This window comes from Streptococcus wuxiensis, from assembly GCF_040888245.1.
GTDB lineage: Bacteria > Bacillota > Bacilli > Lactobacillales > Streptococcaceae > Streptococcus > Streptococcus wuxiensis.
In genome coordinates this window covers 42,550-68,177 of the sequence record NZ_JBFNFE010000005.1, presented here as the reverse complement: position 1 = coordinate 68,177, position 25,628 = coordinate 42,550, and the positions used below count along the sequence as shown (strand labels likewise).

Sequence of the window (25,628 nt, the reverse complement as noted above, 5' to 3'; positions counted from 1 at the left end):
TTTGAAATGCAGATAATTATATGCAAATATTCAAAAAAGAATCACCACCCCGTCTGGAAAACTCCAGACAAGGCAGTGATCGCATCTTTTAGGAATGAATACACGAAATCAATCTATCTTAAGATTTTTTGTTTTTCAAGAATTCGTCGTATTGTTTTTGCATTTCATCCAATACTTTTTGGTATGCACCTTCAGATTTAAGTTTTTCCATTAATTCTGGAATAGCTTTTTCTGGATCTACAGTACCAGTGTTGATAGCTGTATCGAACTGTTGCATAGTGTTAGTGATAGCTGAGATTTCAGATTTCACATTGTCAGTGTTAAAGATAAATCCAAGCGCTGGAGATTCTTTTGCAGTTTCCAAGTCTTTCTTAGATTGTGCAATTTGCTCATCTGTAACGTTTTCGTTGATGTAAAGGATCCAGTTGTTACCAGTGTTCCATCCTGACATGTGAGTGTTTCCTTTGTATCCATCAAGAACGCGAACGCGGTTTTCTTTACCTTCAACTTTTTCCCAGTTCTTGCCTTCTGGACCGTAAACAAGACCGTTCAAGAGTTCTGGGTTAGTGTTCAAGAGGTTCAACACTTCCATTGCTTTTTCTTTGTTCTTAGAGTTGTTTGAGATTACAAAGTTAGCAACTTGAGTTGTTTGGTTTTTCTTGATGAAGTTAGTAAATGGTTTGATTTGAATGTCTCTGTTAGCAACACGAGAAAGCAAGCTGCTACCGTAGTCAGCTGGTCCTACTGTTTCTTCGCGAACAAGCCAAGTATCTTGACTAAGGTCATATGAAGTTTCGCTTGTTGCTACGTCTTTTGGAATGTATCCTGCTTCATAGTATTTGTGAAGAGTCTTCAAGTGTTCTACGAAACGAGGAACTTCGTAACGGTTAACGATCTTAGTAGTATCGCCTTCAAGGTCGATGACGAATGGAAGACCATTTGCAACTGGGTAGTCAAAGTTTTCTGATGGAATAAAGTTTTTACCAACAGCGAATGGCATTACATCTGGAGCTTTTTCTTTAATTTGTTTCAAGACTGGTTCAAGTGTTTCGTATGAAGTTACACCTGAGATATCGATGCCGTATTTTTCAAGAAGTGGGCCGTTGAATGCAAAGTTTTGTGAAGATGCAACGTTGGCTGCAACTGGAACTGCATAGATCTTACCGTTTACAGTGTTACCTTTGATGTAAGCTGGGTCAAGCGCTTTGTAAAGTTCAGCTCCTTCTTTCTTGTACAATTCTGTCAAGTCAGCATAAGCACCTTTTTGAGCGTTTACGACATAGTTATCTGCAAATGCGATATCGTAGTTTTCACCTGAAGAAGTGATAACTGACATTTTCTTACCGTAGTCACCCCATCCAAGGTATTGGATGTCTAATTTAGCACCAACTTTTTCGCCGATGATTTTGTTTGCATTTTCTAGCAATTCATCCAAGTTATCTGGTTTGTCACCGATTTGGTACATTTTGATAACAGTTTTGTCACCTGAAGCAGAGTCAGCAGCTTTTTGGTTGTTTCCTTTAAGGTTTCCACAAGCTGCAAGGCTAGCTGCTAAAGCGACAAGGCTAGCAGATGCAAAAGCATATTTTTTCCAGTTTTTCATGATAAAAACTCCTTTTTTTTATTTTTAATTTATAAACAATTTTAATGAGTAACTTTCCTGATGATGAAAAGTTAGATAGAGAAGAGAAAACTTGTTTCTCAATGTTTTATTCTTTAACACCACCGATAGTCAAACCTTTTACAAAGTAGCGTTGGAAGAACGGATAGAGAATCGCAATCGGAACAGTTGCAACTACAACCATAGCCATACGTCCTGTTTCTTTTGGTAGGGCAACTGCAAGTTGTCCAGACATTCCAACTGACTTGGCAATGTAATCCATGTTGTTTTGAATTTGCATGAGCAAATATTGCAATGGATACAAGTTATCACTCTTGATGTAAAGAAGGGCGTTAAACCAGTCATTCCAGAATCCAAGCGCTGTCAATAGTGTAATCGTTGCGATACCTGGTAGTGAAAGCGGCAAACAGATTTGGAAGAAGATACGAGCTTCGCTAGCTCCATCAATACGAGCTGATTCGAGGATTGCTTCTGGGATGGTCTTCTTGAAGAAGGAACGCATCAACATGATGTTGAATGGTGATAGAAGCATCGGAACAATCAAGGCCCAAATGGTATCACCAAGGTGAAGCAACTGAGTTACCACGATGTAGCCTGGTACCAAACCAGCATTGAACAACATACTAAGCAATGCGAAGATTGTAAAGAATTTACGATACTTAAATGTTGAACGTGAGATGGCATAGGCGTAAGTTGTAGTGATAAAGACGTTTGTCAATGTACCGACAACTGTCACAAACACTGAGATAAAGAGCGCTTGTAAAATCTTATCTTTGAACTGAGCCAAAAACTCAAAACCATCTAATCCAAATTTTGATGGGAAGAAGCTATATCCATATTGAACAATACTCTTCTCATCTGTAACAGAGATAATGATGACAAAGATGAAAGGCAAGATACAAGAGAAAGCTAGCAAACCAGATATGATACTAAAGAAGATATCTGCTTTCTTGCTAAAGGAGTGTATGCCAACATTATCAATTTTTTCTTTTTGAATTTTTTTTGCCATATGCTCCTCCTTTCTAGAATAGTGCTGAGTTAGGATCAACACGTCTTGCAAGTAAGTTTGATAGGATAACTAGAATCAAACCGACAACTGACTGATAGAGACCGGCTGCTGAAGCCATACCAATATCTGCTGTCTGAGTCAAACCATTAAAGACATAGACGTCCAATACGTTTGTTACACTATAGAGCTGACCAGCGTTGTGAGGGATTTGATAGAAGAGACCGAAGTCTGCACGGAAGATGTTTCCGACTGCAAGAATGGTCAATACTGTCACAAGTGGTGTCAACTGAGGAATCGTTACGTTGCGGATACGTTGCCATTTGCTAGCACCGTCCACTGTCGCTGCTTCATAGTAAGTTGGATCAATACCCATGATAGTAGCGTAGTACATAACACTACTGTATCCAAACCCTTTCCAAATACCTAGGAAGAGGAGAAGATAAGGCCAGATACTGACGTCAGCGTAGAAGTTAATCCCCTTCATACCAAGAGCTTCCAAGGTGTGGTTAATAAGCCCTTTATCGATATTTAGGAAAGCATCTGTAAAGAAACTGATGATAACCCAAGATAGGAAGTAAGGAAACAACATAGAGGTTTGGTAGATTTTAACCATTCTCTTAGAGCGAAGTTCACTAAGGATAATGGCGATACCAACTGACACAATCAAACCGATAAAGATAAATCCAAGGTTATAAAGGACAGTATTTCGAGTGATGACAAAGGCATCTTTTGAACTAAACAAGAATTTAAAGTTATCTAGTCCGACCCATTTACTATTTATAATACTGTGGACGAATCCTTCACCAGTCATATGGTAGTCTTTGAAGGCAACTACATTCCCAAAAACTGGAATGTAGAAGAATAAAATCAACCAAATTGTTCCTGGTAAAACCATTAAGAGAAAAATCCAATTATCTCTTAAAGTTTTTGAAAACTTATTCATAATTTCCTCCCTTTTTATTTTTCTAAAACTTCATAATCTCACATTTTTAGTCTTGATAACGTTTACAAAAATAGTATACTCTTATTTTTAGGACAGTTTAAACTACAAATTATAGAAAAAACTCCACAAATTATTTTATGTGGAGAACTTTTTTATATGAGAAGTGTGTTTCACGGGAAACACTCTGCCTGCATAGAGTTTTTCTAGGTCGTATAAATAGTGGATGCTGTCGCAATAGTATGCCACTGGTTGGCTGTCGTTGCTGCGAAATCCTTATCTGCGTAGAAGTCAGTAAATGGAAGAATCTCTACTTCTAGTTCGTCGATACGTGAGATAGAACCAGCTAGGTAGTCTTCGATACGACTTTCTGCTCGCTTGATGCGTTGCAAGAGCCCACCCATACGGATATCTACTGTATCCAAACCAAAGACCTTGTTTTCTTTCAACCATTGGTGGCTAAAGAGCTTGTGGAAGGTTTCAATCTGGCTTCTTAATTTTGGTAATTCTTCCCGAGCAATTTGTTGCAAGCTTTCTTTATCATCTGCTTGATAGGCTTGACGAATGCGTCGGCCTACATCAACCTTGCCACTTAAAATAGCATTCAACTGAGCCTGGGTCTCAAAGAGATAAGTATAGATGCCTGCTCTTTCTTTAATGTCAGACAAAATCTCAGCTGCTTGGGCAAAGTGTGGTTTGTCCTGTTCAGGTGTCATGTGCTTGTCAAGAATTGGGCAGAGAACATCCTGATAAAAGGTATAGCGGTTAGGGTTGATACCATGTATATTACCTGGCAGGTCTGGTAAGAGGTTGGCAAGGTCAAGCTGCATAAAGTCCTCAACGGATAGACCTGTATTGGTTTTGAAATGTGCAGACAAACGGTCTAGGTCATTGCGGTAGCAGAGTTCTGCCCAAATTTGCAAGCTCGGTAAGATAGAGAATTGGGCTGTTTCACCACCATTATCTGCCCATCCCGTCACGATGACTTCCTTGATCTGATTGGCACGGCAGGCTTTATTGGCTTCAATAGCTACTAAGCGGCTAAATTGGTTGTGGGGCGTAAAACCAATCCATTTCCAAGCACCACCTGCAAAGGCAATATCCTGGCTAATCTTGTGGTGGTTACCGAAGTTTCGGTTGTATTTTTCTTCGCTATCCTGATAATAATCCCAGTAAACCAAGGTCACACGGTCTTTTAGACGGTCAAGATAAACACGAGTTTCTTCTGGAATTTCGACATCACGGTCGTACTGGCCATCTGCTGACATGAGTTTGAAGAACATATCGCTCCACATCTGGCAGTGGAAACCATACTTGTCTGCAATATCCAACACGCGCTCCAAGTGTTGGCACATAAGGAGACTACGATCCACAACACCGTTTAAGATGAGATAGCGTCCCAAACCAACCAAGTGAGCTTCGTCCATCCCGATATTGACCTTGCGTGTTTGTAGTTTAGACAAAGTCGCAAACATGCCGTCGATTAGGTCGTAAACTTTTTCTTCGCCGATGAGGAGAATGTCCTCTACATCACGAAGTTTCTGGACTTCTTTAACACCCCATTTGACAAAGGCTGATAAGTGGGCCAAGGTCTGAATACATGGTACAAAGGTCATATCAAACTGCTGGGCATAGGCTTCGATTTCCTGTAACTCTTCAGCTGAATAAGCCCCGCGGAAATAACCAAAATAAGGTTGCCCTTCAATCTGATAGGTGTCTTCCATGTAGAGCTCAAAGGTTGAATAACCCATGAGAGCCAAGACTTCAATCATCTGCTTAGCAGATGCAACATTTAGAACCGCATTTCGCGAACAGTCAGCCATGTAGGCTAAATCTTCATAAGCCGCTTGCTCCTCAATCTCCACCTTATCACCTTCTGCTAATGCTGTTGCGAGAACAGACAAGGCGCGATAGAGTTGGTGAGGTTTGCGATAAGTCAATTGATATTCTCCGCCCTCCCCCTTGATAGAGATAGAAGCTTGGTCAGACTGGGTGACTGCCACTTCTACATCTGGTAGAGAAATGTGCTTTTGAAGTAAGTCTATAGCTTGCTGTTGTTTACTGCTAATTCCGGTAAAATTTACCATTGGTTTTCCTCCTGTAACCAGTTGACAAGGGCACCGTAGAGATTGGCATCTGCCTGATAGGTGCAGGCTTGGATCACTGGCGCAATTGTATACTCTTCATATCTTTCCACAAAGACGTCTACCGCTTTTTGCACTCCTTTGATAAACTCAGGATTTTGGCTAATAGAGCCACCTAGGCTAATAACATCTGGGTCGATTAAATACTGGATATTGAGTAGTCCTTGAGCTAGATTACGATTCATCCGCTCAATGGCTTCTTGGCAAAGGGCATTGCCTGCTGCAGCCTCTTGATAAACCTTTCGGCCATCCCAGTCTGACTGACCTGATTTTTCAATCACATGACGAACCATGTTTCCTGTAGAAGCTAATAGTGACCAGTTATTGAGTTTTTCTGCTGGTTCGATAGTTGTCATGTAACCAAACTCTCCACCCAAGCCATGGCGACCACGGTGAATTTTGCCATTGATAATCATGGCCCCGCCAATCCCTGTGCCAATGACAACACAGGCTGCATTTTCAATCTCAGGATGAGCTAGCAGTTCACTAAGTCCAACACAGTTGGCATCATTTTCTAGATGGACAGGTAGCTGGTGATGAGCTAGCGCCTCATACCAAGAAAAACCATGGATGTAAGGAATGGCACTAATTCCCTCAATCACTCCTGTTTCTTGATTGACTGCACCTGGCACACTCATGGCAATCCCACGATAGTCCTGTTCTGACAAGCGTTGGTCCAACCAAGCCAATAAATCTTCTAGAGTTTCTGGAGTTGGGGTGCTGGTCTTATCTAAAATCTTTCCATCAGGAGTTAGACTAGCAAACTTAATGCCAGTCCCTCCGATATCAATTGTTGCAATGGTCATTGCTTTCACCTGCAAAAAGGAGCGAATCAGCAGTTGGTTCTTACTTTTTCGCTCCTCCTTTCTGTTTATGTTTACTTTTTGAAATTAAATTTCTTCTTTTTGAATGAGTTCTGTACGAATTTCCTGTGGTGCCAATAGTCCTGAATGAACTGGATATGGGCGTTCCAACAAATCAAGAATGGTTTGTTGTTTTTCAGACACGCGAACATTTTCTTGACTCATATTGTAGTAACGAAGGACGTATCCTTCTTCATTTTCAGCAACTTTAAAGGCTGTTGGGCAGACTTGTGGCAAGTTCAGTGCCGGATGGTTAAAGAGGCTACCCGTTGCTGCAACGCTTCCCTCTTGTTTTGCAACTTGAAGAGCTGTAAATGGCACCTGGAAGGCTTTGGCACGACGGAAAGCTGAGAAGCGTTCCCCTGCTTGGTGACATTCTACTGCAAATTCAACTTCGATATCACGCAAGCACTGAGCTTCCGGTGTTGGGAAATAGCCCCAGTCACCGAGTTCGCCTGAAGCACGAAGAAGGGTTACAGCCATGGTGTCATCTCCAAGAATTTCGTATTCGTGCAATCCTTTATTGGATACTGTCACTCCTTTAACATCATCATACAAGCTGACAAAGGCTTGTTGGTGTTGTGGATTTTCAGGATTTTCCCAAGAAGCTGCCGGTTTATTTGGTCTTGTCACAACTTCATAGATGCTTTCAGAATCATTGCTTGGACGAGTGTTATGAGTTTTCACCAAGAGACGGATGCGATGATCCTTGGCTGTGTTGGTAAAGCGAGTTTTAAAGCGAATCTGTGGATTGTCCACAAAGACAGTCATTTCTGTTTCAAGAGGAATGGTTGTCAACTCTTCTGAACGACCTGCATCTCGTTTCATGAACTCGATGATACCTCTTTGTTCTGCATCCAATTTTTCATCTGCGCTAACTGGAATAGTCAAGTCATGTTTGAGCAAGATTTTGGCATAGCGAGCATTATTTTCTAAGACTTCATAACCTTTCAGTTGAGCATAGATTGGATCAGTTCCTTTTGGTTGGAAGTAAATGTACTCGTTACCAATATCTCCACGGTCCTCGAATTGGATGAAATCTTCGTAGGCTTCGTTAGTAGTCTTGTCGTAGAGTGTAATTCCTTCATCTACACTCACTGTTACGAATGGTGTATCAATGACTCCATTTTGGTAAATACCATCTCTGTATTCTACTTGACCTTCGACCAATTGGAAGCTTGCCCAAGAAAGCGGAGCAAGGTGGACTGGGATTGTCACGCGCACTTGGCGTGCAATATATGGTTGGCGGAATTTATCCTTAGGCAAAGTATAGCCAAAACTTGCTCCCAAGTCTTCAATCTTGGCTTCAAGGACATGGCCATCCAAATCTTCAACATGGTAATCTGGCAAGGTCACGGCTGCCATCTTCTTGTAACCTTCAGTCGGATGCAATTCTTTAAAATCACAAGTCACAACATCCACTACAACACTAACTGTATCAACCTTGTCATGTAAGGTTGTGTTGACAACGGTAAAGAGGTGGTCGCTTTGCGCATTTTGAGTAGCTAATTTACCCTTCCATTCGTTAAGAAGGTTAGTCTTAACAAAATTCCCAACTTGATTAACCTTGGCAAAACGAGTTTCCATTTCACGGTGAACTTCGTCAATACTACAACCACAGATACTATCGTGCGGTGCATTTTGCAGAAGTACTTTCCAAGCGTAGGTCAATTGATCCTTGTGGTTGTGTCCACCAGTGATAATGGTTAATGGTTCCACTACTTGCTCCAGCAAGTTGCTATTTTCTTGGAAGGCTTGTTTGAGATAAACACGTGAAGAAGAGGTATTGGCAAGGGTGTACCAGCCATCCGTTTCCTGGCTAGTCAACTCACCTGTGACCGTTGATAATTGTTCAGGAAGGGCACTTTCCACTGCTTGGACATATTCGTCAAATGAGCTATGAATAAAGGTCACGTCAGGGAAGAGTTCGTTGGCCACGCGAATGGCTTCACTCAGATTTCTCTGAACAGGCTGGTGGTCACAGCCGTTCATCATCAACCATTGGTTGGTCGATGCATAGTCACGAACGTCTGCTAATTTTTGCTTCCAGAAAGCCAAGGCTTCGTCTTTATCCACTGGAATTTCATTCCCGTTACTGTACCAGTTAGCAAAGAGAATACCGAGGACACGGCTACCATCAGCCCCTTGCCAGTACATCTCAGAAAATTGAGAGGTAAACTGTTCATCTTCAAGGACTTGGTTATCAAATCCGATTGGCTTGACACCGCGACCAAAGGCTGCTACGTGAATCCCTGATTTTTGAAGGATTTGAGGAGCCTGCCCCATATTTCCAAAAGTATCTGGGAAATAACCAATTTGAGTAGATTTGCCCCATTTGGCACATTCCGCTTGTCCAATCAAAGTATTGCGGACGTTAGCTTCACTGGAAATCAAGTAATCATCCTGCAAGATATAGAAAGGCCCAATCTTCAATTTGCCTTCGTCGATATAACGTTGCACCTTGTCACGGTTTTCAGGGCGAATTTCTAAATAGTCATCGAGGACAATGGTTTGGCCATCTAGGTGGAAGCTCTTGAACTCAGGATCATTTTCAAACAGATCAAACAGATTGTCAAAAAGTTCCACCAATTGCATACGGTGACTTTCAAATGGTAGATACCACTCACGATCCCAGTGACTGTGAGAGATGATATGTACAACAACATTTTCCATGAGTAAAACCTCATTCTAACTTAAATTTAAAAATAGATTTGTGATTCTTTGCAAGAACCTATTGAGCTAAGGCTCATTAGCGAATATCCAGGTAATCCAAGACCAATTCGCAGAACATCATATTAGCCCATGAGAACCATTCACGAGAGTAGAGAGTCGGATCATCTACGTGGAAGCTTTCATGCATAACACCTGTTCCACCATCACAAGCGACGAGCTGATCTAGCAAGAATTTCTTCTCTGCCTTATCTGTAGCTGTTAAGCCTTGAATTGATAGGGCAATTGGCCAGATATAACGATAGAAGGTATGAGAGCTTCCGAGACCGCTAGCGTATTCTCCTTGGTAGAAGTATGGATTTTCAGGGCTGAGAATGGTGCGACGAGTGGCTTGATAGACTTCGTCATTGACATCACAGTAACCAAGATATGGAGCAGCTAACAAACTTGGTACGTTAGGATCGTCCATGATGCTAGCATTTCCTAAACCATCCACTTCAAAGGCATAGATCTTCTCGCCCTTACCGTTAGTCGTGTAGGCGTAATTTTCGATCCCTTCTTGGATTTCAGCTTGCAGACGTTTAGCATCAGCAATAATGCTTTCGCTATCAGCTAGATTCAATTCTGCAAAGATTTCTTGGACATAGCCTAAGACAACGACCGCAAACATATTTGACGGAATCAAGTAGCTATACTGACAGCAGTCATCACTCGGACGAAAGGCTGACCAGGTCATTCCTGTCACGGCAAAGTCTGGACCAAAACCATCGTTAACCAAAGTATCTTCCTTACGATCGGTATCCCGAACAAAGCGATAAGGGGAGTTCTTGTGGTCTTGTTCCACCGTCCATAAATGGAGAATCTCCTTGGTCGCTGTAACAAAAGTCTCATCAAACTGGCCAGTCTCACCAGTTTCTTTCCAAAGAAGGTAAGCCAATTGCAAGGGATAGCAAAGCGAATCCACTTCATACTTGCGTTCCCAAATCCAGCCATTGAGGTCGGTGTGGTCTGTTTCATGATGACCTTTCCAGTTCTCTTCAATATTAAAAGAGTTAGCGTAGGGATCTTTGAGGATCAAAGTCATCTGACGTTTGACCAAACCGGCAATGGTCTGGCGTAAACGAGGGTCTCTTTTTGCCACATGAAGGTATGGTCTCAGCTGAGCAGTCGAGTCCCGAAGCCACATAGCTGGGATATCTCCTGTCAGTACAAAAGTCGAGCCATCTTCTAAGATTTCAACTGTATTGTCTAAAGTATCTGTATAGCAACGCTCAAAAACATCGACCCATTCAGGATGTTCCTTGGCTCTCTCCGCTACCTCATCTAGCCACTCTCTGACGATTTCTTTAGAATAAACCATAAACTATTTTGCCTCTTTCAAACAGATTTTCATTTTCAGTATATAGCTTTTAGCCCAGAAAATATATACACAAATGTTAGTCATTATTCTACAAAATTGTTATATTTTGAAGTCATTTTCTAAAAGTATCCTTTTTCTGATATAATGTAGAAAACTACAGAAGGAAATCGCTATGAAACCGATACTTGAAACCATTGATACCCGATTTGGTACCGCGAGCAAGCATGCCTTTTCACGAGGCAATACCCTACCATACACTGGAGTGCCTTTTGGGATGAATTACTTTGTCCCCCAGACTAGTGACCAGGAGGGGTCTTGGTTTTTTGACCCTCATCTTCCTATCTTTCAGGGTATTCGACTAACCCACCAGCCTAGCCCTTGGATTGGCGATTACTCCTGGATCTTACTGACTCCAGTTACAGGAAAAATCAAGGGTAACACTCTCTTTCATCGTCAATCTTCTTATAATCTTGAACGTGCTATTTTCAATCCTCATTTTCTAAAGATTTTTTCTGAGCGTTATCAGATTGAAACGCAGCTAAGTCCTACTTGCTATGGAGCTTCTATTCAACTAAGACAGATACAAGGCAAGAAACTCTCACTCTATCTGCATGCAGCTGATGATTTATCATTAGAGCAAGTAGATGAGCGTACTGTCAGCCTTGGTCAAAGCGGATTAACCGAAACCAACAAAAGTCCCCTCGTCATGTTTACTGCTCTCGCATTCTCTACGGATATTCTATCTATCAATCAAGTGGGGCAAGACTGGCGTATCGACTTGGCTGGAGCAGAAGTTCAAGTTCAACTGGCAACTTCTTTTATTTCGAAGAAACAAGCCCTCTTTAATCTTCCTAAACAAGATTTTGAAGAAACAAAAGCAGATGCTAAAGTAAGTTGGGAAGATCTTCTAGGCCGATTTGATGTCGTGGAAACCGGCTCTGTAGACCGAACATTTTTTGATCATTGTCTATACAGACTCTTTCTCTTCCCACAAACCTTTTATGAGGTGAGTGAACAGGGAGAAGAGATTCATATAGACCTCGCTTCAGGAACAATTAAACCAGGTCTTCTCTTTACCAATAATGGTTTCTGGGATACCTTCCGCACTTCATTCCCACTCTTTGCCTTGATTATTCCAGAATACTATCGTCAATTCCTTGAAGGCTTCCTCAATAGCTACCGCGACACTGGATATCTTCCTAAGTGGCTTGCTCCTGATGAAAGAGGAATGATGCCTGGCACTTTGATTGATGGTCTTATTGCAGATAGCGCCTGCAAAAACATGGCACCTGAGCTTGAGGAAGAATTTCTCAAAGCCATGATCAAAACTGCGACCAAGGCAGATCCAAAAGCTATCAACGGGCGGCACGGCCTAAGCCAATACCAAGAACTGGGCTATTTATCCACAGATCACCACGAAAGTGTCAGTCATACGCTAGATTATGCCTACAGCGATTTTTGTATCTCTACTTGTGCAGAAAAATTAGGTCAAGAAGAGCTGGCTCAAACCTATGCTCAATATTCTAAAAACTATCAGAATCTATTTGACTCTGAGACGGGTTACATGAGGGCGCGTGATGTAGATGGCAACTTCCGTCCTGACTTTTCTCCATATAGTTGGGGGCGAGATTACGCCGAATGTTCAGCTATTCAAGCCAGTCTAGGTGTCTTACATGACATTTCTGGACTTAGCCAACTAATGGGTGGAAAAGAAGCCTTTAGTAACTATCTTTTAAAAGCTTGTCAAAGTCTCCCTCTCTTTGAAACGACAGGCTATGGATATGAAATTCACGAGATGAGCGAAATGGCAACAGCACCATTTGGTCAACTAGCCATTTCCAACCAACCAAGTTTCCACATCCCTTATCTCTTCCGCTATAGCAATTATCCTCAATACACCAGTCTCTTAATCAAGACTCTCCGTCAAAAAGCCTTTCGAGCTGGCTGGGATGCTTATCCAGGCGATGAGGATAACAGTAGTCTATCTGCCTGGTATGTCTGGTCTGCCCTTGGACTTTACCCGACCTGCCCAGGAAAAGCAAGTTATGACCTTGGAATTCCACTCTTTGACCACCTTCGTGTCTATCTGGCAAAAAAAAATCAGTGGTTGGATGTTCGTACTCAGCAAAATCATGCACACTTCCACTTTGTCCAAGACTGTCAACTGGACGGAAAAGAAAAACAAAGCATCAGCCATCAGGAATTGCTCAATGCTAAGACTCTTGACTTTACCCTCAGCTGGTTGCCAAAGCATTAATAACCTGACCCCTTTGTCAGACGCAAAGGGGTCTTCTTATCCATATAAAGTTATCCACAAACTGTGAATAACCTTCAACCTTTTTTTGGAAAAGATTTTCAAGTTTTTCCAAAATATCTTTCCAATCCAAGTTCATAGGATGTACAAGAGAATAAAGTCTATAAAGCTTGTCCTAACAAGGTTTATAAGAGATTGATTTGTTTCCTATTCTATAAACTTCGTCTCTCTTTTTCCTATTAAAATTATAAAGAGACAATTGTTGTTAATACCTTTAGTTATCCACAGTTTGTGGATAATCCTTTTCTAAACCAACAAGCCCTATTCCCTATCTGTTAGCTAGCTTTTACTTTTTTTATAGTAAATTTCAAATTTTGTTAGGCGCTTTCAAAAAATCATGATATACTGAAATTATCAGAAAAGGAGACATTATGAAAAAAGATCAACACCAACTTAATTGGCTGATGGTTTCTCTAATTGCTTTCAACATGGTTTGGGGGCTAGGAAACGTCGTCAACAACTATTCTCAACAGGGAATTTCAGTAGTCGTATCTTGGGTTTTAATCCTCGCACTCTACTTTATCCCATATTCACTCATCGTCGGACAACTAGGTTCTACCTTCAAGGAAAGCGGAAGCGGTGTTAGCGACTGGGTTGAAAAAACATCAACCAAACGCCTCGCCTACTTTGCCGCTTGGACCTACTGGGTTGTGCACATCCCTTATCTCGCACAAAAACCTCAAGGAATCCTGATTCCGCTTGGATGGGCCTTGCAGGGTAACGGACAATTTCTAAAACAAATCGATATCCACTGGATTGTTATTCTCTGCTTGCTAATCTTTGGACTTTTCCTCTATCTTTCTACAAAAGGATTGACAACACTGAAAGTCATCGGTAGCTTGGCAGGAAGTGCCATGTTGATTATGTCTTTACTCTTTGTGCTTTTGGCTGTCGGTCTGCCTTTCATTAAGCCAGACATCCAGTTTGCGACACCACATATGGATCAACTGAGTACCTACATTCCAAACTTTGATTTTTCTTATTTTACAACCATCTCACTACTGGTCTTTGCCGTTGGTGGTTGTGAAAAAATTTCCCCTTATGTGAATCAAACTCGCAATCCTGCAAAAGAATTTCCAAAAGGTATGATTGTCATGGCCATCATGGTAGGACTCTCTGCTATCCTTGGTTCAGTTGCCATGGGAATGCTATTTGATGGTAATAACATCCCTGAAGATCTTATGCGTAATGGTGCTTATCAAGCCTTCCAAATGTTAGGAAATTCTTGGGGAGTTGGAAATCTTTTCGTTGTGATTTACGCTCTTACAAATATGGTCGGACAAATCGCTGCGCTTGCCTTCTCTATTGACGCACCATTACAAATCCTACTCAATAACGCTGACGAAAACTACATCCCAAGCTGGCTTCGTAAACGGACTGAAAAAGGTGTCCTCATTAACGGTTACCTCCTTACAGGTGTCCTCGTTAGCCTTATCATCATCCTTCCAATTTTTGGTATCCAAGAAATTGATGGACTTGTAAAATGGATGACCAACCTCAATTCTATCGTAATGCCAATGCGTTATCTCTGGGTATTCCTTGCCTACATGATGCTCAATCGCGCTTGGAAAACATACAAAAATGCCGAATACAAGTTTGTGAACAATCCTAAGCTTGGCTTTGTGATCGGTACTTGGTGTTTCCTCTTCACTGCCTTTGCTTGTATCCTAGGTATGGTTCCCAAAATTAGCTATGCTGAAAATCCAACTGCTTGGCAATTCTCTCTTCTTACAAACATCTTGACCCCAATTATTCTGATTGGTTTAGGTGTTATTCTACCAATCCTTGCAAAAAAAGAACAAAAGAAACAAATCAAATAAATCCTACTATTAGCTAGATAGTTTCACTTTTGTCTTTTCCTGAAAGAAAAATCCCCTTTGAACCATAATGTTCAAGGGGATTCTTTTTGTCTAATAGTCTATTTTTTATTTGGCCTCATACCAAGTCACGCCTTCATTTTCATCAGCAATCAGGGGCACACTGAGTTGAATGGCTTCTTCCATGGTTTGTTTGACGATTTTTTTAATGGCAGCCAATTCTGACTTAGGCACTTCAAGAACAATTTCATCGTGTACTTGCAGAAGCATCTTAGTCTGATAACCACCTGCAACCAAGGCCTTATCTAGCTGAATCATAGCGATTTTGAGAATATCTGCAGCCGATCCTTGGATAGGTGAGTTGATAGCTGTACGCTCTGCAAAACCACGAATGTTAAAGTTACGCGAATTGATATCTGGTAACTCACGACGACGTTTAAAGAGAGTATCCACATAACCCTTATCACGCGCCTCACGAACGACTTCATCCATGTAATTTTTGATACCTGGGAAGCGTTCAAAGTAAGTGTCGATGTATGCTTTAGCCTCTTTACGGCTGATACCTAGGTTATTGGATAAACCAAAGTCTGAAATTCCGTAAACCACTCCAAAGTTGACAGCCTTGGCATTGCGACGGTCGTTTGGAGTCACATCCTCAGGACGTTCAATTCCAAAGACCCGCATGGCTGTCGAGGTATGGATATCAGCTCCCTCTTGGAAGGCCTTGATTAAGTGCTCATCTTTAGAGATATGCGCCAAAACTCGCAACTCAATCTGTGAATAGTCAGAGCTGAGAAGGACACTATCCTCCCACTCTGGCACGAAAGCCTTACGAATGAGGCGACCTTGTTCCAAGCGAACAGGAATATTTTGCAAGTTTGGATCCACACTAGATAGACGCCCTGTCTGAGTCAAATCCTGCACATAGCGCGTGTGAATCTTGCCATCCGCTAAAATCCAATCCTGCAAACCAATCACATAAGTCGATTGAATTTTAGCAATCTGACGATAATCTAGAATTTTCTTGACGATTGGGGCAATAGGAGCTAGGCGCTCTAACACATCCACTGCTGTTGAATAACCTGTCTTGGTTTTTTTGGTGTATTCTATAGGGAGACCTAGCTTTTCAAAAAGTAGTTCGCCCAACTGCTTTGGCGAGTTGATATTAAACTCCTCACCAGCCAATTCATAAATCTCTTGAGTTAGCTTTTCAATGACAAGCTCATTTTCAGCTTGCATCTCGAGTAGAGTTTCTTTTTTAACCTTGATCCCAGCGATTTCCATCTTAGCAAGAACAAAGGCCAGAGGTTGCTCCATGTCATAGAGAAGGTCTAATTGTCCGTTTTCACTTAACTTTTCAAGCAATACAGGCTCTGTCTCAACCAGCACAGCAACCTTGCGAGCCAAGTGCTCCAAGAAGGTTTCTCTCTCAGGGATAGCTTTCTTGACCCCCTTACCATAGAAGGTTTCATCATCGACTAGGTAAGTTTGACCATAGAGACTAGCAATGGTTGAAATTTCATTATTCTCTACAGTAGAGAGAAGGTATTTGGCCAAGCGACTGTCAAAGGCAGGAGCCTGCAAGTCCAAACCAAAACGATTTAAGAGAACTTTAGCTTTCTTAAAGTCATATACTTTCAGAGGTGTTTTTTCTAGAAAATCCTTAAGAATCGGATCCTGCAGAAGTTCCAGCTTATCTGTAGCATAGAGCTTGTCTCCACAAGACCAGGCAAAACCAACCAAATCATCTGTATGGTAATTTTCACCAAAAAGTTCAAAGTGGAAGATAGAGTCGGCACTCAGCATATCTTCAGTCACTTTGTCCACCATGGTAAAATTCAAAGTCTCAGATTGATTCGCCTGAGAAGCATTCAAGGCTTGTTTGAGTTGTTTAAAGCCCATCTCATCGTAGAATTTCCCAAGGTTTTCCACATTTGGTCCACTATAGACCAAATCATCTAGACCTATCTCGATTGGCGCTTTCGTGTCGATGGTAGCTAGTGTTTTAGACAGAAAGGCTTGTTCCTTGTCATTGACAAGATTTTCCTTCATCTTGGAAGCCTTCATACCATCGATATTTTCATAAATACCTTCCAGCGAGCCGTGTTCTAACAAGAGCTTAATACCAGTCTTTTCACCAATCTTGGTTACACCAGGGATATTATCAGACTTATCCCCCATGAGTGCCTTAAGATCAATAAACTGAGCTGGTGTGATTCCCATCTTTTCCATGAGATATTCTGGTGTAAAGGCCTCAAACTCAGCCACACCTTTCTTAGAAATCTCAACCACCGTATGTTCATCCGTCAACTGGATTAAGTCTTTATCTCCGCTAACGATCGTCACATCAAAAGAATCCTTTTCAGCCAAGCGACCAAGAGTTCCAATGATATCATCTGCCTCATACTGGGCTAATTCATAGTGGCGAATCCCAAGATGGTCTAGCATCTCACGAATGAAGGGGAATTGCTCACGAAACTCATCTGGAGTTTTAGCACGACCACCCTTGTAGTCTGCATACATCTCTGTACGGAAAGTCGTTTTCCCCGCATCAAAAGCAACCAAAATATGACTCGGCTGGACACGTTCCAATAGGTGATTTAGCATCAGATGAAATCCGTAGATTGCATTGGTATGTAGTCCATTGTCATTTTTAAAACGATCCAACTGCTGATAAAGAGCGAAAAAAGCTCGAAAAGCAACTGAAGATCCATCAATCAATAATAATTTTTTCTTGTCCATACACCCATTATAAAGGAAAGCAGGGAAAAATACCATTGCTAAGAGTTAGATTATCGGTGAAGGCTTATTGGGGTGATTCTTCCACTCGCGCACCATTGCTGTCAACTTGGAATCCATCGATAGTCGTATCTACTGCCAATTCTCCAGATGCGTTCACGTAATAATATTTCCCTGAAACTTGGAACCACTGACTAGTCTTCATAGATCCTGAGTTTTCAAGATAATACCAAATACCTTTATCCTTCAACCATCCTGTCTGCATTTCTCCAGATGATTTCAAGTAGTACCACTTGGAACCGTCTTTTAGCCAACCTGTTCTCATTGAACCATTAGTTTGGAAATAGTACCAACTACCGTTTATCTTTTTCCAACCAAGAGCGACTTTCCCATTTTCATAATAGTACCAAGTTGTCCCCTGTTTTTCCCATCCATTCTTAGCAGTTGCTGTTTTAGCTAGCTGGACATATCTGCGATTTCCAGTTCGGGATAGATAAGAAATCCATTTATAACCATCTTTTTCAAGAGTCTGATCGTAATGAACACTTTCTCCAGGATAGTAATAGTCAATAATCGCAGCCGCTTGTGATGGCTGGTTCATAATAGCAGCTTTTTCTGTAAAAACATGGGTTCCACTAGATACTAAAGTTGACTGATGATTTCCTGTGCTAGCCTGTCCGACATCTTTAAAATGAATGAAACCAGACATAGAGCTTGCCTTCACAAGTCTACGATTGTACTTCTCTCTAATACCATAATTGTACTCCTCAATTTCAATCATATCACCAAAAACATTAGAAACCCATGCAACGTGGCCATAGTCTCCGCTTCCGTCCCAAGCAATCGAACCAATTGTTGGAGTCTTGTCCACACGATAACCTTCTCGTTTAGCACGATAACCCCAATCCTTAGCATTCCCGTACGCAGCAGGTAACTCAAAACCATTGACACTACTTAAACGAAAGGCAGCGAAAGATGTACACTGTCTGGAGTATAGACGCCATTTATCAATTTCTTGACTTCCATTTTTATAATAATAGGGATAATCATCTCCTCGTGCCAGTGAGCCATTGTTTGCCTGATTGGCATGAACAGCTCCTCCACCAAACAAAAAAGCACCTGCTAACAGTAGGGAAGCTGTCCCCACTGTCGTTCTCTTAAGAAAAGTTCCCTTTTTACTATATGTCATTCATTCTCCTTCGAATAGATAAATTTTTGAGGTTGACCTCATTTATATCATTCGAAAGAAAAATAAAAAAGTGAGAAAACTCCCACTTTCAACCTTAATCCAAATAGTGAATCAAATTCTTTTCCGTTAAAATATCAGAATACGTGAAGGATTCAACGTAGACGTTGGCCTGTTTGTCCCCTTCAACATCCCCAAATTCAACGATAAAGAGTGATGGATAGACTTCAATAAGTCTTCCTAAGCGATTCTTTTGGCGTTTACGACCATTTTCCAAGGTCATTTCCACGACTTGTCCTTCATGCGCCTTGATTTCTTCTTTGATTTTTTTCATCTTGGCTACATCTGTAAATGCATCTGTCATCTTTGTTCCTCTCTCTTCGAAATACTTGAAAACTTGTTATACTCTTTTTGGAAAATCAATTCTACCGTTCCACGTGCACCGCTACGGTTTTTCTCGATAATAACTTCTACTTTGTTATTAGGAAGACCTTCCTCTTCTTCGCCACCACGCTCATAATAGTCATCACGATAGAGAAAGGCTACGATATCCGCATCCTGCTCGATAGATCCAGACTCACGAATATCTGATAATACCGGTCTTTTATCTTGACGTTGTTCAACACTACGCGACAACTGACTTAGCGCGATAACGGGAACCTTCAATTCCTTGGCCAGAATTTTCAACTGACGTGAAATCTCTGATACCTCTTGCTGACGGTTCTCACGACCAGTCCCTGTGATTAACTGCAGGTAGTCAATCAAAATCAATCCAAGATTGCCTGTTTCCTGAGACAATTTTCTGGCGCGTGAACGAATCTCTGTGATTCGAATCCCTGGTGTATCATCGATATAAATACTTGCTTTTGCAAGATTACCTTGAGCAATCGTATATTTGCGCCACTCTTCCTCAGTCAATTGCCCTGTACGGATAGAGTGAGACTCCACTAGTCCTTCGGCAGCCAACATACGATCGACCAGACTCTCAGCACCCATCTCAAGTGAGAAAATTGCAACGGTCTTGTCTAGCTTGGTTCCGATATTTTGAGCAATATTCAAGGCAAAAGCAGTCTTACCAACCGCAGGACGAGCAGCAAGAATGATTAACTCCTCCTCGTGCAAACCAGTTGTCATATGATCCAGGTCCTGATAACCAGTTGCAATCCCTGTAATATCAGAAGTTTGTTGTGAACGAGCTTCTAAATTTCCAAAGTTAAGATTTAGGATGTCTCGAATATTTCTAAAACCACTACGATTTGCATTCTCACTGACATCGATCAAACCTTTTTCTGCTCGCGCAATGATTTCATCTGCTGGACTAGAGGCTTCGTAAGCTTGATTTACAGACTCTGTCAACTTCGCAATCAAACGACGAAGCGTGGCTTTCTCTGCTACAATTTTTGCATAGTATTCAGCATTTGCAGAGGTTGGTACAGAGTTGATAATCTCAACAAGGTAGGACAAGCCACCAATATTTTGTAAATCACCTTGATCATCTAATATCGTACGAACAGTCGTTGCATCAATGGCTTCGCCTCGATCCGACAAATCAACCATGGCCTGAAAAATCAAACGGTGAGCATACTTAAAGAAGTCTCGAGAGTCAATATATTCTCGAACAAATACGAGTTTACTCTCATCGATAAATATAGCTCCCAATACAGATTGTTCTGCCAAAATATCCTGGGGCTGAACTCGTAGTTCCTCTACTTCTGCCATCAGACTTTCCTTCCTTTTACAAAATCATTACTCAAATCTAGCTTATCCTTCTTTTACACGAAGATTGATGACGCTAGTTACATCCTGATAAATTTTTACTGGAACATCAATCAAGCCAACTGCTCGAATTGGAGATTGAACTTGAATATGACGTTTATCAATTTTAATTCCAAATTGTTTTTGGAGCTCTTCCGCAATTTTCTTGCTAGTAATTGAACCAAAAGTTCTTCCATCTGGACCAACTTTTTCAACAAACTCAACAATTGTTTCTTCTGCTTCAAGTTTCGCCTTAATTTCTTGTGCTTCTGCAAGAAGTTGAGCATGTGCTTTTTCTTCAGATTTTTGCTTCCCGCGCAACTCACCAATTGCTTGAGAAGTCGCTTCTTTAGCAAGGTTTTTCTTAATCAAAAAGTTTTGCGCATAACCTGTTGGCACTTCCTTGATTTCGCCTTTTTTTCCTTTGCCTTTTACATCTGCTAAAAAGATTACTTTCATTCTTCTGTCTCCTTTTCTCTAATTTCATTAGAAATAACGGTTTTTAGTTTATCACCTGCTTCTTGCAGGGTCATATCTGTCAGTCGGGCAGCTTGCCAGGTTGAAGTGACCTCCACCTCCCAACTCTTCCATAATCCGTTGCACATTGATCTTACTTCGACTTCGTGCAGAAATGGAAATATCCCCTTGGTTGTTTTTAGCAATGACAAAACTAGCTTCAATACCTGACATAGCTAACATAGTATCAGCTGCTTTACTAATCACTACAATATCATACTCCTTACCATCCTTGGCCTGAGCCACAAGAATAGAAGGTTGTACGACCTGTCCTTGCAAGATTAGCTCATTAACCAATCGATACTCTTCAAAGTCAGTCGCCGCAAGTTCTTGAATTACAATACTATCACTACCACGTGTTCTTAGATAACTTGCCACGTCAAAGGTTCGGCTAGTTACACGAGAGGTGAAATTCTTAGTATCCAGCATCATACCGCCCATAAGAACACTGGCTTGGATACGACTTAAGCGTGCTTTCTTAGAGTTTTGGAATTGAATTAACTCTGTTACAAGCTCGCTCGCGCTACTTGCTCCACTCTCGATATAGGTGATAACAGCATTTTCCGGGAAATCCTGATCTCGTCTATGGTGGTCAATAATGATGGTTTGTGTGAATAAATCATAAAACTCTTTTGACAAGGTTAAAGCTGTCTTAGAATGGTCGACCATCACTAGCAAGGAACGATTAGTGACCATTCCCATAGCTTGAGTTAGAGGGATGAGTTTTGTTACTCCCTCATTCTCTAAGAATTGAATGGCACGATGAATGTCCGGAGACATTTGTTCTGCATCATAGACCACATAACTTTCATCCAAGACGTTACTCGAGAACAATTGCATACCAACAGCAGAGCCTAAAGCATCCATGTCTAAGTTTTTATGACCAACTACGAAAACATGGTCAACACTTCTCAACTTTTCAGAGATTGCCGTCATCATTGCTCTTGTACGTGTTCTTGTTCGCTTAATAGAAGCTGCAGAGCCACCACCAAAATAAATTGGATTTTTCGTCTCATCATTTTCTTTTACAACGACCTGGTCTCCACCTCGAACTTCTGCAAGGTTGAGATTTGATAAAGCAACTTTACCAATACCCTCATGATCGCCATCACCGTATGACAAGCCCATACTCATGGTTAAGGCTAAATCTCTCTGCTTAGCTTCTTCACGGAAGGTATCAATTACAGAAAATTTATCCTGCATCAATTGCTCTAATACCGTATAGTCGGTAAATAAGTAAAAACGATCCATGGTCACTCTACGAGAAAACATCTGATATTTTCCAGTAAATTCTGATACAAAATTTGCGACAAAACTATTAATATGACTGATGTCAGATTCAGATGTTTCGTCCTCTAAATCATCATAATTATCTACCGAAATAATACCAATAACAGGGCGACTTGTAACCAATTCTACTGTGGCTTCGTACTCTCCAGAAACGTCAAAAAAGTAGAGTACACCAGAATTTCTATCTAGATGTACAGCATAACGTTTTTCTCCCACATTTGCATAAATTCCAGGAGAAGATATGGATGTTTTTATAATTTCTTGAACTTGAGGAAGATCAATTTCTCCATCTTCCGTTGTCAGCATTAACTCTGCGTAGGGATTGAACCACTCAATCTCACTACTTTCCATGTTTAGTTTGACAACTCCAACCGGCATCTGTTCTAAGAGTGAACTTAAACTATCTTCCGCCTGATGGTTTACGTACTGAATTTGTTCAATTTCTGTTTTTTGATAAGATTTCTTCTGAAAATAAAATAGCAAAAGAAATGCCACCATCAAGAAAAATAAGCATGCTATTGTGACTAGGTTATTTTGAAGAAAAATAACCAATACAGTCATGATTATAAAAGCAATCCCAACAAATAAGTATATAAAAAAGGGATTCATTTCATTTTTTTCATTACAAACCTCTTGCGCAATATTATACCATATTTGCACTGAAAAAGCGACCTTTAAAGAAGGAATAGCACTTGTGCTCAAATGTAGTATTCATGAACACAAAAGGTAGTTTACACTAGTGTAAACCACCTTTTTAATCTAAGCATATTAAGTATTATGATTCTTTCACTTCAAGAAGACCAATATCTCCATCTTCGCGTCGATAAATGACATTTGTTGTTTCATCTTCAACATCGATATAAATGAAGAAATCATGGCCCAATAAGTCCATCTGAAGAAGTGCTTCTTCAAGGTCCATTGGTTTTAAATCAATTTGTTTTGAACGAACAACTTTAGGTTGAGCAGCATCTGTCTCTTCTACCAAGGCATCTGTAAATAGTTGGCTAGTAGAAACTTTATTTCTGTTCTTACGTTCAATTTTAGTTTTATTTTTACGGATTTGACGTTCAATCTTATCTGTCACCAAATCAATAGATCCATACATATCTTGAGAAACGTCTTCTGCACGAAGAGTTATAGACCCAAGCGGAATTGTTACTTCTACCTTAGCAGTCTTTTCACGATACACTTTCAAATTTACACGTGCATCTAGTTCTTGATCTGCTTGGAAGTATTTTTCGATCTTTTCGAGTTTAGAAACTACATAATCACGAATTGCTTCAGTTACTTCTAGGTTTTCACCACGGATACTATATTTAATCATATAAGTACCTTCTTTCTAAACATATTTGTTTTTCTACATTTATTATAACGCTTTCATTATCTTTTTGCAATCTTTTTCCTCATCTTACGAGGGAAAATGTTCTAACCTCTTCTGCTCCTGCATTCTCTAGCATACTCTTGACACGGTTAACAGTCGCTCCTGTCGTATAAATATCATCAATCAATAGAATCTTCTTTGGAATCCTACTGTCTTCTTTAATAAAAAACGGAAGTTCCGTGGCCAAACGCTCCGAACGATTTTTAGAAGAACTGGCTTTCTCTTCTCTTTTCCCTAATACATCCAGATGGGAAAGTCCTGCAGCCTCTATTAGGCCTGCAACCTGATTAAAACCTCTTTTTGCGTATCTCTCAGGACTTAACGGTATTAAAACAAAATCGTAGCCCTTGTACTTTTTTAAATTCTCACTTAAAATCGTTGCGAAAACTTTTCGGAGCATATAATCACCATCAAATTTATAACGATTAAAGAAGTCTTTCATGGCTTGATTATAACTAAAAATCGCTTCATGGCTTACTTCAATCCCTTCTTTACACCAAAGTTGACAATCTTGACACGAACTTGACACTCCTTTTTTATGACAATTTGGGCAATGTTCTTCCCCAATCATTTCAAAACTTGAGTAACAAGCTAAACAAAGTGAGCCCTCCTCCTTTTTCAAAAAAAGAAGTTCTCCAAAGGTTAGATTTTTCTTCAAATGTTGAGCACATAGTAAACAAATCATAGGCCTGCCTCCTTGTTCATCAGTTTAATTTCCTTTATAGCATTCTTAATCGAACAATTTAATCCATTATGAAAGAAAATTAGATCTCCCGTAGGTCTATCCATGCTACGACCGACACGTCCTCCAATTTGAATGAGGCTTGATTTTGTAAAAAGACGATGGTTTGCTTCTACGACACAGACATCAACACAAGGGAAGGTAACTCCGCGCTCCAATATTGTTGTGCTTATCAATATGGTCAATTCCCTATCCCTAAAAGCTTGAACTTGCTCTAATCTATCTTCAGTAACTGAGGATACGAAACCAATTTTCTCATTTGGAAATTTCTCTTGTAAGATTTCCTTCAACTTCTCTCCCTTTGTAATTTCTGATGCAAATATTAGTAAGGGGTAGCCAGTTCTTCTCTGGTTTTCAACATATCTTTTTAGCTTTGGTGGTAGGCGAAACTTATCCAAACATTTATCCAGATCAGATAGCCAAACGGGTTTTGGAATAATTAAAGGATTTCCATGGAACCGCCTTGGCAGGCTTAGTCGTTTTAGCTCCCCTAAGCGAACCTTCTTATCCAACTCATCTGTAGAAGTTGCAGTGAGAAAAATTCTGAGTCCATTTTCCTTTACACAATTCTTTACAGCTTTGTAAAGCATCTTGTTGTCAACATAGGGAAAAGCATCTACTTCATCTACTATTAGTAAATCAAAAGCGTGATAAAACTTTAATAATTGATGAGTTGTTGCAACAACTAGTGGTGTCCGAAAGTATGGTTCAGACTCACCATGCAGTAAAGCTATTTCGCAAGCAAAGTCATTCTGCAATCGCTTATACAATTCCAAACAAACATCTATCCGTGGACTTGCTAGACAAACTGCACCACCATCATTAATAACTTTCGCAACAACTTTATAAATCATTTCTGTCTTCCCAGCGCCAGTCACTGCATGAACTAAAGTCGGTTGCTGGTTCTCTACTGCTTGAAGTAAGCCTTCTGATACTTTCTCTTGAAATGGAGTCAATTGTCCCTTCCATTTAAGAACATCTTGTTTAGGAAAATCTTCTTGAGGGAAATAATATAAGGCCTGATCACTCCTAACTCGCTTCATCAACAAACATTCTCGGCAGTAATGAGCATTAATAGGTAGAGACCATTCATCTTGAATCATACTATCACATCGTTGGCAGAAGAGTTTCCCCTTCTCTTTTCTCATGCTTGGCAGCTTCTCCGCCAGTTGTCGTTCTTCAGGGCTTAATTCTTGTTCTGTAAAAAGTCGACCAAGATAATTTGGATTTATTTTCATACTTCTTTATTCGTAAAATCTAGAACTTTAGACTATTTTTTAG

17 protein-coding genes and 1 pseudogene are annotated in these 25,628 nt (G+C 40.6%); 2 read left to right on the top strand and 16 right to left on the bottom strand.

The genetic code is table 11. The features are described from left to right. Positions 1-118: 118 nt before the first annotated feature. The 7 genes from AB2B47_RS06705 to AB2B47_RS06675 all read right to left on the bottom strand — a co-directional run bounded on the left by AB2B47_RS06705 (position 119) and on the right by AB2B47_RS06675 (position 10,607). Positions 119-1,603 (bottom strand): ABC transporter substrate-binding protein, encoded by a 1,485-nt coding sequence (locus AB2B47_RS06705; protein ID WP_320693920.1) that lies wholly within the window; start codon positions 1,601-1,603, stop codon positions 119-121. A 106-nt stretch (positions 1,604-1,709) separates the two neighbouring features. Continuing rightward, positions 1,710-2,630 (bottom strand): carbohydrate ABC transporter permease, encoded by a 921-nt coding sequence (locus AB2B47_RS06700; protein ID WP_320693919.1) that lies wholly within the window; start codon positions 2,628-2,630, stop codon positions 1,710-1,712. Positions 2,631-2,643: 13 nt separating this feature from the next. Beyond that, on the bottom strand, positions 2,644-3,573 hold the full coding sequence (locus AB2B47_RS06695) for an ABC transporter permease (protein WP_006153360.1): 930 nt from the start codon (positions 3,571-3,573) through the stop codon (positions 2,644-2,646). Between the two features lie 203 nt (positions 3,574-3,776). Then, positions 3,777-5,657 carry a beta-N-acetylhexosaminidase gene (locus tag AB2B47_RS06690; protein ID WP_320693918.1) on the bottom strand — a complete coding sequence of 627 codons (1,881 nt, stop codon included), beginning with the start codon at positions 5,655-5,657 and terminating at the stop codon, positions 3,777-3,779. Beyond that, the gene (locus tag AB2B47_RS06685) at positions 5,651-6,520 is read right to left on the bottom strand and encodes an ROK family protein (protein ID WP_006153340.1); all 870 of its coding nucleotides are present in this window, start codon (positions 6,518-6,520) and stop codon (positions 5,651-5,653) included. Before AB2B47_RS06685 ends, AB2B47_RS06690 begins: the two co-directional genes overlap by 7 nt. Before the next feature lie 84 nt (positions 6,521-6,604). Then, a complete protein-coding gene (locus AB2B47_RS06680) occupies positions 6,605-9,250 on the bottom strand; it encodes an alpha-mannosidase (protein ID WP_320693917.1) in 2,646 nt (881 codons plus the stop codon). A 76-nt stretch (positions 9,251-9,326) separates the two neighbouring features. Next, positions 9,327-10,607: a glycoside hydrolase family 125 protein gene (locus AB2B47_RS06675; RefSeq protein ID WP_320693916.1), complete on the bottom strand. Its 1,281-nt coding sequence runs from the start codon at positions 10,605-10,607 to the stop codon at positions 9,327-9,329. A gap of 172 nt (positions 10,608-10,779) precedes the next feature. On the opposite strand from AB2B47_RS06675, the gene AB2B47_RS06670 reads away from it, so the two are divergent. Next, positions 10,780-12,864 carry a GH92 family glycosyl hydrolase gene (locus AB2B47_RS06670; RefSeq protein WP_320693915.1) on the top strand — a complete coding sequence of 695 codons (2,085 nt, stop codon included), beginning with the start codon at positions 10,780-10,782 and terminating at the stop codon, positions 12,862-12,864. 428 nt (positions 12,865-13,292) lie between these two features. Further along, positions 13,293-14,741, top strand: a complete 1,449-nt coding sequence (locus AB2B47_RS06665; protein WP_006153364.1) for an APC family permease — start codon at positions 13,293-13,295, stop codon at positions 14,739-14,741. Between the two features lie 105 nt (positions 14,742-14,846). Here the strand turns inward: AB2B47_RS06665 and polA are convergent, their stop codons facing one another. The 9 genes and pseudogenes from polA to AB2B47_RS06620 form a co-directional block, all read right to left on the bottom strand. Then, positions 14,847-17,480 carry a DNA polymerase I gene (gene polA / locus AB2B47_RS06660; RefSeq protein ID WP_320693914.1) on the bottom strand — a complete coding sequence of 878 codons (2,634 nt, stop codon included), beginning with the start codon at positions 17,478-17,480 and terminating at the stop codon, positions 14,847-14,849. Positions 17,481-17,544: 64 nt separating this feature from the next. Continuing rightward, positions 17,545-18,666 (bottom strand): SH3 domain-containing protein, encoded by a 1,122-nt coding sequence (locus AB2B47_RS06655; RefSeq protein ID WP_006153391.1) that lies wholly within the window; start codon positions 18,664-18,666, stop codon positions 17,545-17,547. Between the two features lie 94 nt (positions 18,667-18,760). After that, positions 18,761-19,027, bottom strand: a complete 267-nt coding sequence (locus tag AB2B47_RS06650) for a Veg family protein (RefSeq protein ID WP_004250994.1) — start codon at positions 19,025-19,027, stop codon at positions 18,761-18,763. Further along, on the bottom strand, positions 19,024-20,382 hold the full coding sequence (gene dnaB, locus AB2B47_RS06645; RefSeq protein WP_320693913.1) for a replicative DNA helicase: 1,359 nt from the start codon (positions 20,380-20,382) through the stop codon (positions 19,024-19,026). The genes AB2B47_RS06650 and dnaB overlap by 4 nt, the downstream gene beginning before the upstream one ends. Positions 20,383-20,424: 42 nt before the next feature. Then, positions 20,425-20,877 (bottom strand): 50S ribosomal protein L9, encoded by a 453-nt coding sequence (rplI, locus tag AB2B47_RS06640; RefSeq protein WP_004250991.1) that lies wholly within the window; start codon positions 20,875-20,877, stop codon positions 20,425-20,427. Then, positions 20,874-22,833, bottom strand: a pseudogene (locus AB2B47_RS06635) (GGDEF domain-containing protein). The gene rplI and the pseudogene AB2B47_RS06635 overlap by 4 nt, the downstream one beginning before the upstream one ends. 166 nt (positions 22,834-22,999) lie before the next feature. After that, positions 23,000-23,548 carry a ribosome hibernation-promoting factor, HPF/YfiA family gene (hpf, locus tag AB2B47_RS06630; protein WP_006153348.1) on the bottom strand — a complete coding sequence of 183 codons (549 nt, stop codon included), beginning with the start codon at positions 23,546-23,548 and terminating at the stop codon, positions 23,000-23,002. A 79-nt stretch (positions 23,549-23,627) separates the two neighbouring features. Beyond that, positions 23,628-24,290 (bottom strand): ComF family protein, encoded by a 663-nt coding sequence (locus AB2B47_RS06625; protein WP_006153403.1) that lies wholly within the window; start codon positions 24,288-24,290, stop codon positions 23,628-23,630. Further along, complete coding sequence (locus tag AB2B47_RS06620; RefSeq protein WP_006153344.1) at positions 24,287-25,585, bottom strand: ATP-dependent helicase ComFA; 1,299 nt, start codon at positions 25,583-25,585, stop codon at positions 24,287-24,289. Before AB2B47_RS06620 ends, AB2B47_RS06625 begins: the two co-directional genes overlap by 4 nt. Between the last annotated feature and the right edge of the window lie 43 nt (positions 25,586-25,628).

What these genes read in the sequence shown, in the direction of transcription:
- AB2B47_RS06705 (WP_320693920.1), bottom strand. Translation starts at nt 1,603, where the DNA reads ATGAAAAACTGGAAAAAATATGCTTTTGCATCTGCTAGCCTTGTCGCT.
- AB2B47_RS06700 (WP_320693919.1), bottom strand. Translation starts at nt 2,630, where the DNA reads ATGGCAAAAAAAATTCAAAAAGAAAAAATTGATAATGTTGGCATACAC.
- AB2B47_RS06695 (WP_006153360.1), bottom strand. Translation starts at nt 3,573, where the DNA reads ATGAATAAGTTTTCAAAAACTTTAAGAGATAATTGGATTTTTCTCTTA.
- AB2B47_RS06690 (WP_320693918.1), bottom strand. Translation starts at nt 5,657, where the DNA reads ATGGTAAATTTTACCGGAATTAGCAGTAAACAACAGCAAGCTATAGAC.
- AB2B47_RS06685 (WP_006153340.1), bottom strand. Translation starts at nt 6,520, where the DNA reads ATGACCATTGCAACAATTGATATCGGAGGGACTGGCATTAAGTTTGCT.
- AB2B47_RS06680 (WP_320693917.1), bottom strand. Translation starts at nt 9,250, where the DNA reads ATGGAAAATGTTGTTGTACATATCATCTCTCACAGTCACTGGGATCGT.
- AB2B47_RS06675 (WP_320693916.1), bottom strand. Translation starts at nt 10,607, where the DNA reads ATGGTTTATTCTAAAGAAATCGTCAGAGAGTGGCTAGATGAGGTAGCG.
- AB2B47_RS06670 (WP_320693915.1), top strand. Translation starts at nt 10,780, where the DNA reads ATGAAACCGATACTTGAAACCATTGATACCCGATTTGGTACCGCGAGC.
- AB2B47_RS06665 (WP_006153364.1), top strand. Translation starts at nt 13,293, where the DNA reads ATGAAAAAAGATCAACACCAACTTAATTGGCTGATGGTTTCTCTAATT.
- polA (WP_320693914.1), bottom strand. Translation starts at nt 17,480, where the DNA reads ATGGACAAGAAAAAATTATTATTGATTGATGGATCTTCAGTTGCTTTT.
- AB2B47_RS06655 (WP_006153391.1), bottom strand. Translation starts at nt 18,666, where the DNA reads ATGACATATAGTAAAAAGGGAACTTTTCTTAAGAGAACGACAGTGGGG.
- AB2B47_RS06650 (WP_004250994.1), bottom strand. Translation starts at nt 19,027, where the DNA reads ATGACAGATGCATTTACAGATGTAGCCAAGATGAAAAAAATCAAAGAA.
- dnaB (WP_320693913.1), bottom strand. Translation starts at nt 20,382, where the DNA reads ATGGCAGAAGTAGAGGAACTACGAGTTCAGCCCCAGGATATTTTGGCA.
- rplI (WP_004250991.1), bottom strand. Translation starts at nt 20,877, where the DNA reads ATGAAAGTAATCTTTTTAGCAGATGTAAAAGGCAAAGGAAAAAAAGGC.
- hpf (WP_006153348.1), bottom strand. Translation starts at nt 23,548, where the DNA reads ATGATTAAATATAGTATCCGTGGTGAAAACCTAGAAGTAACTGAAGCA.
- AB2B47_RS06625 (WP_006153403.1), bottom strand. Translation starts at nt 24,290, where the DNA reads ATGATTTGTTTACTATGTGCTCAACATTTGAAGAAAAATCTAACCTTT.
- AB2B47_RS06620 (WP_006153344.1), bottom strand. Translation starts at nt 25,585, where the DNA reads ATGAAAATAAATCCAAATTATCTTGGTCGACTTTTTACAGAACAAGAA.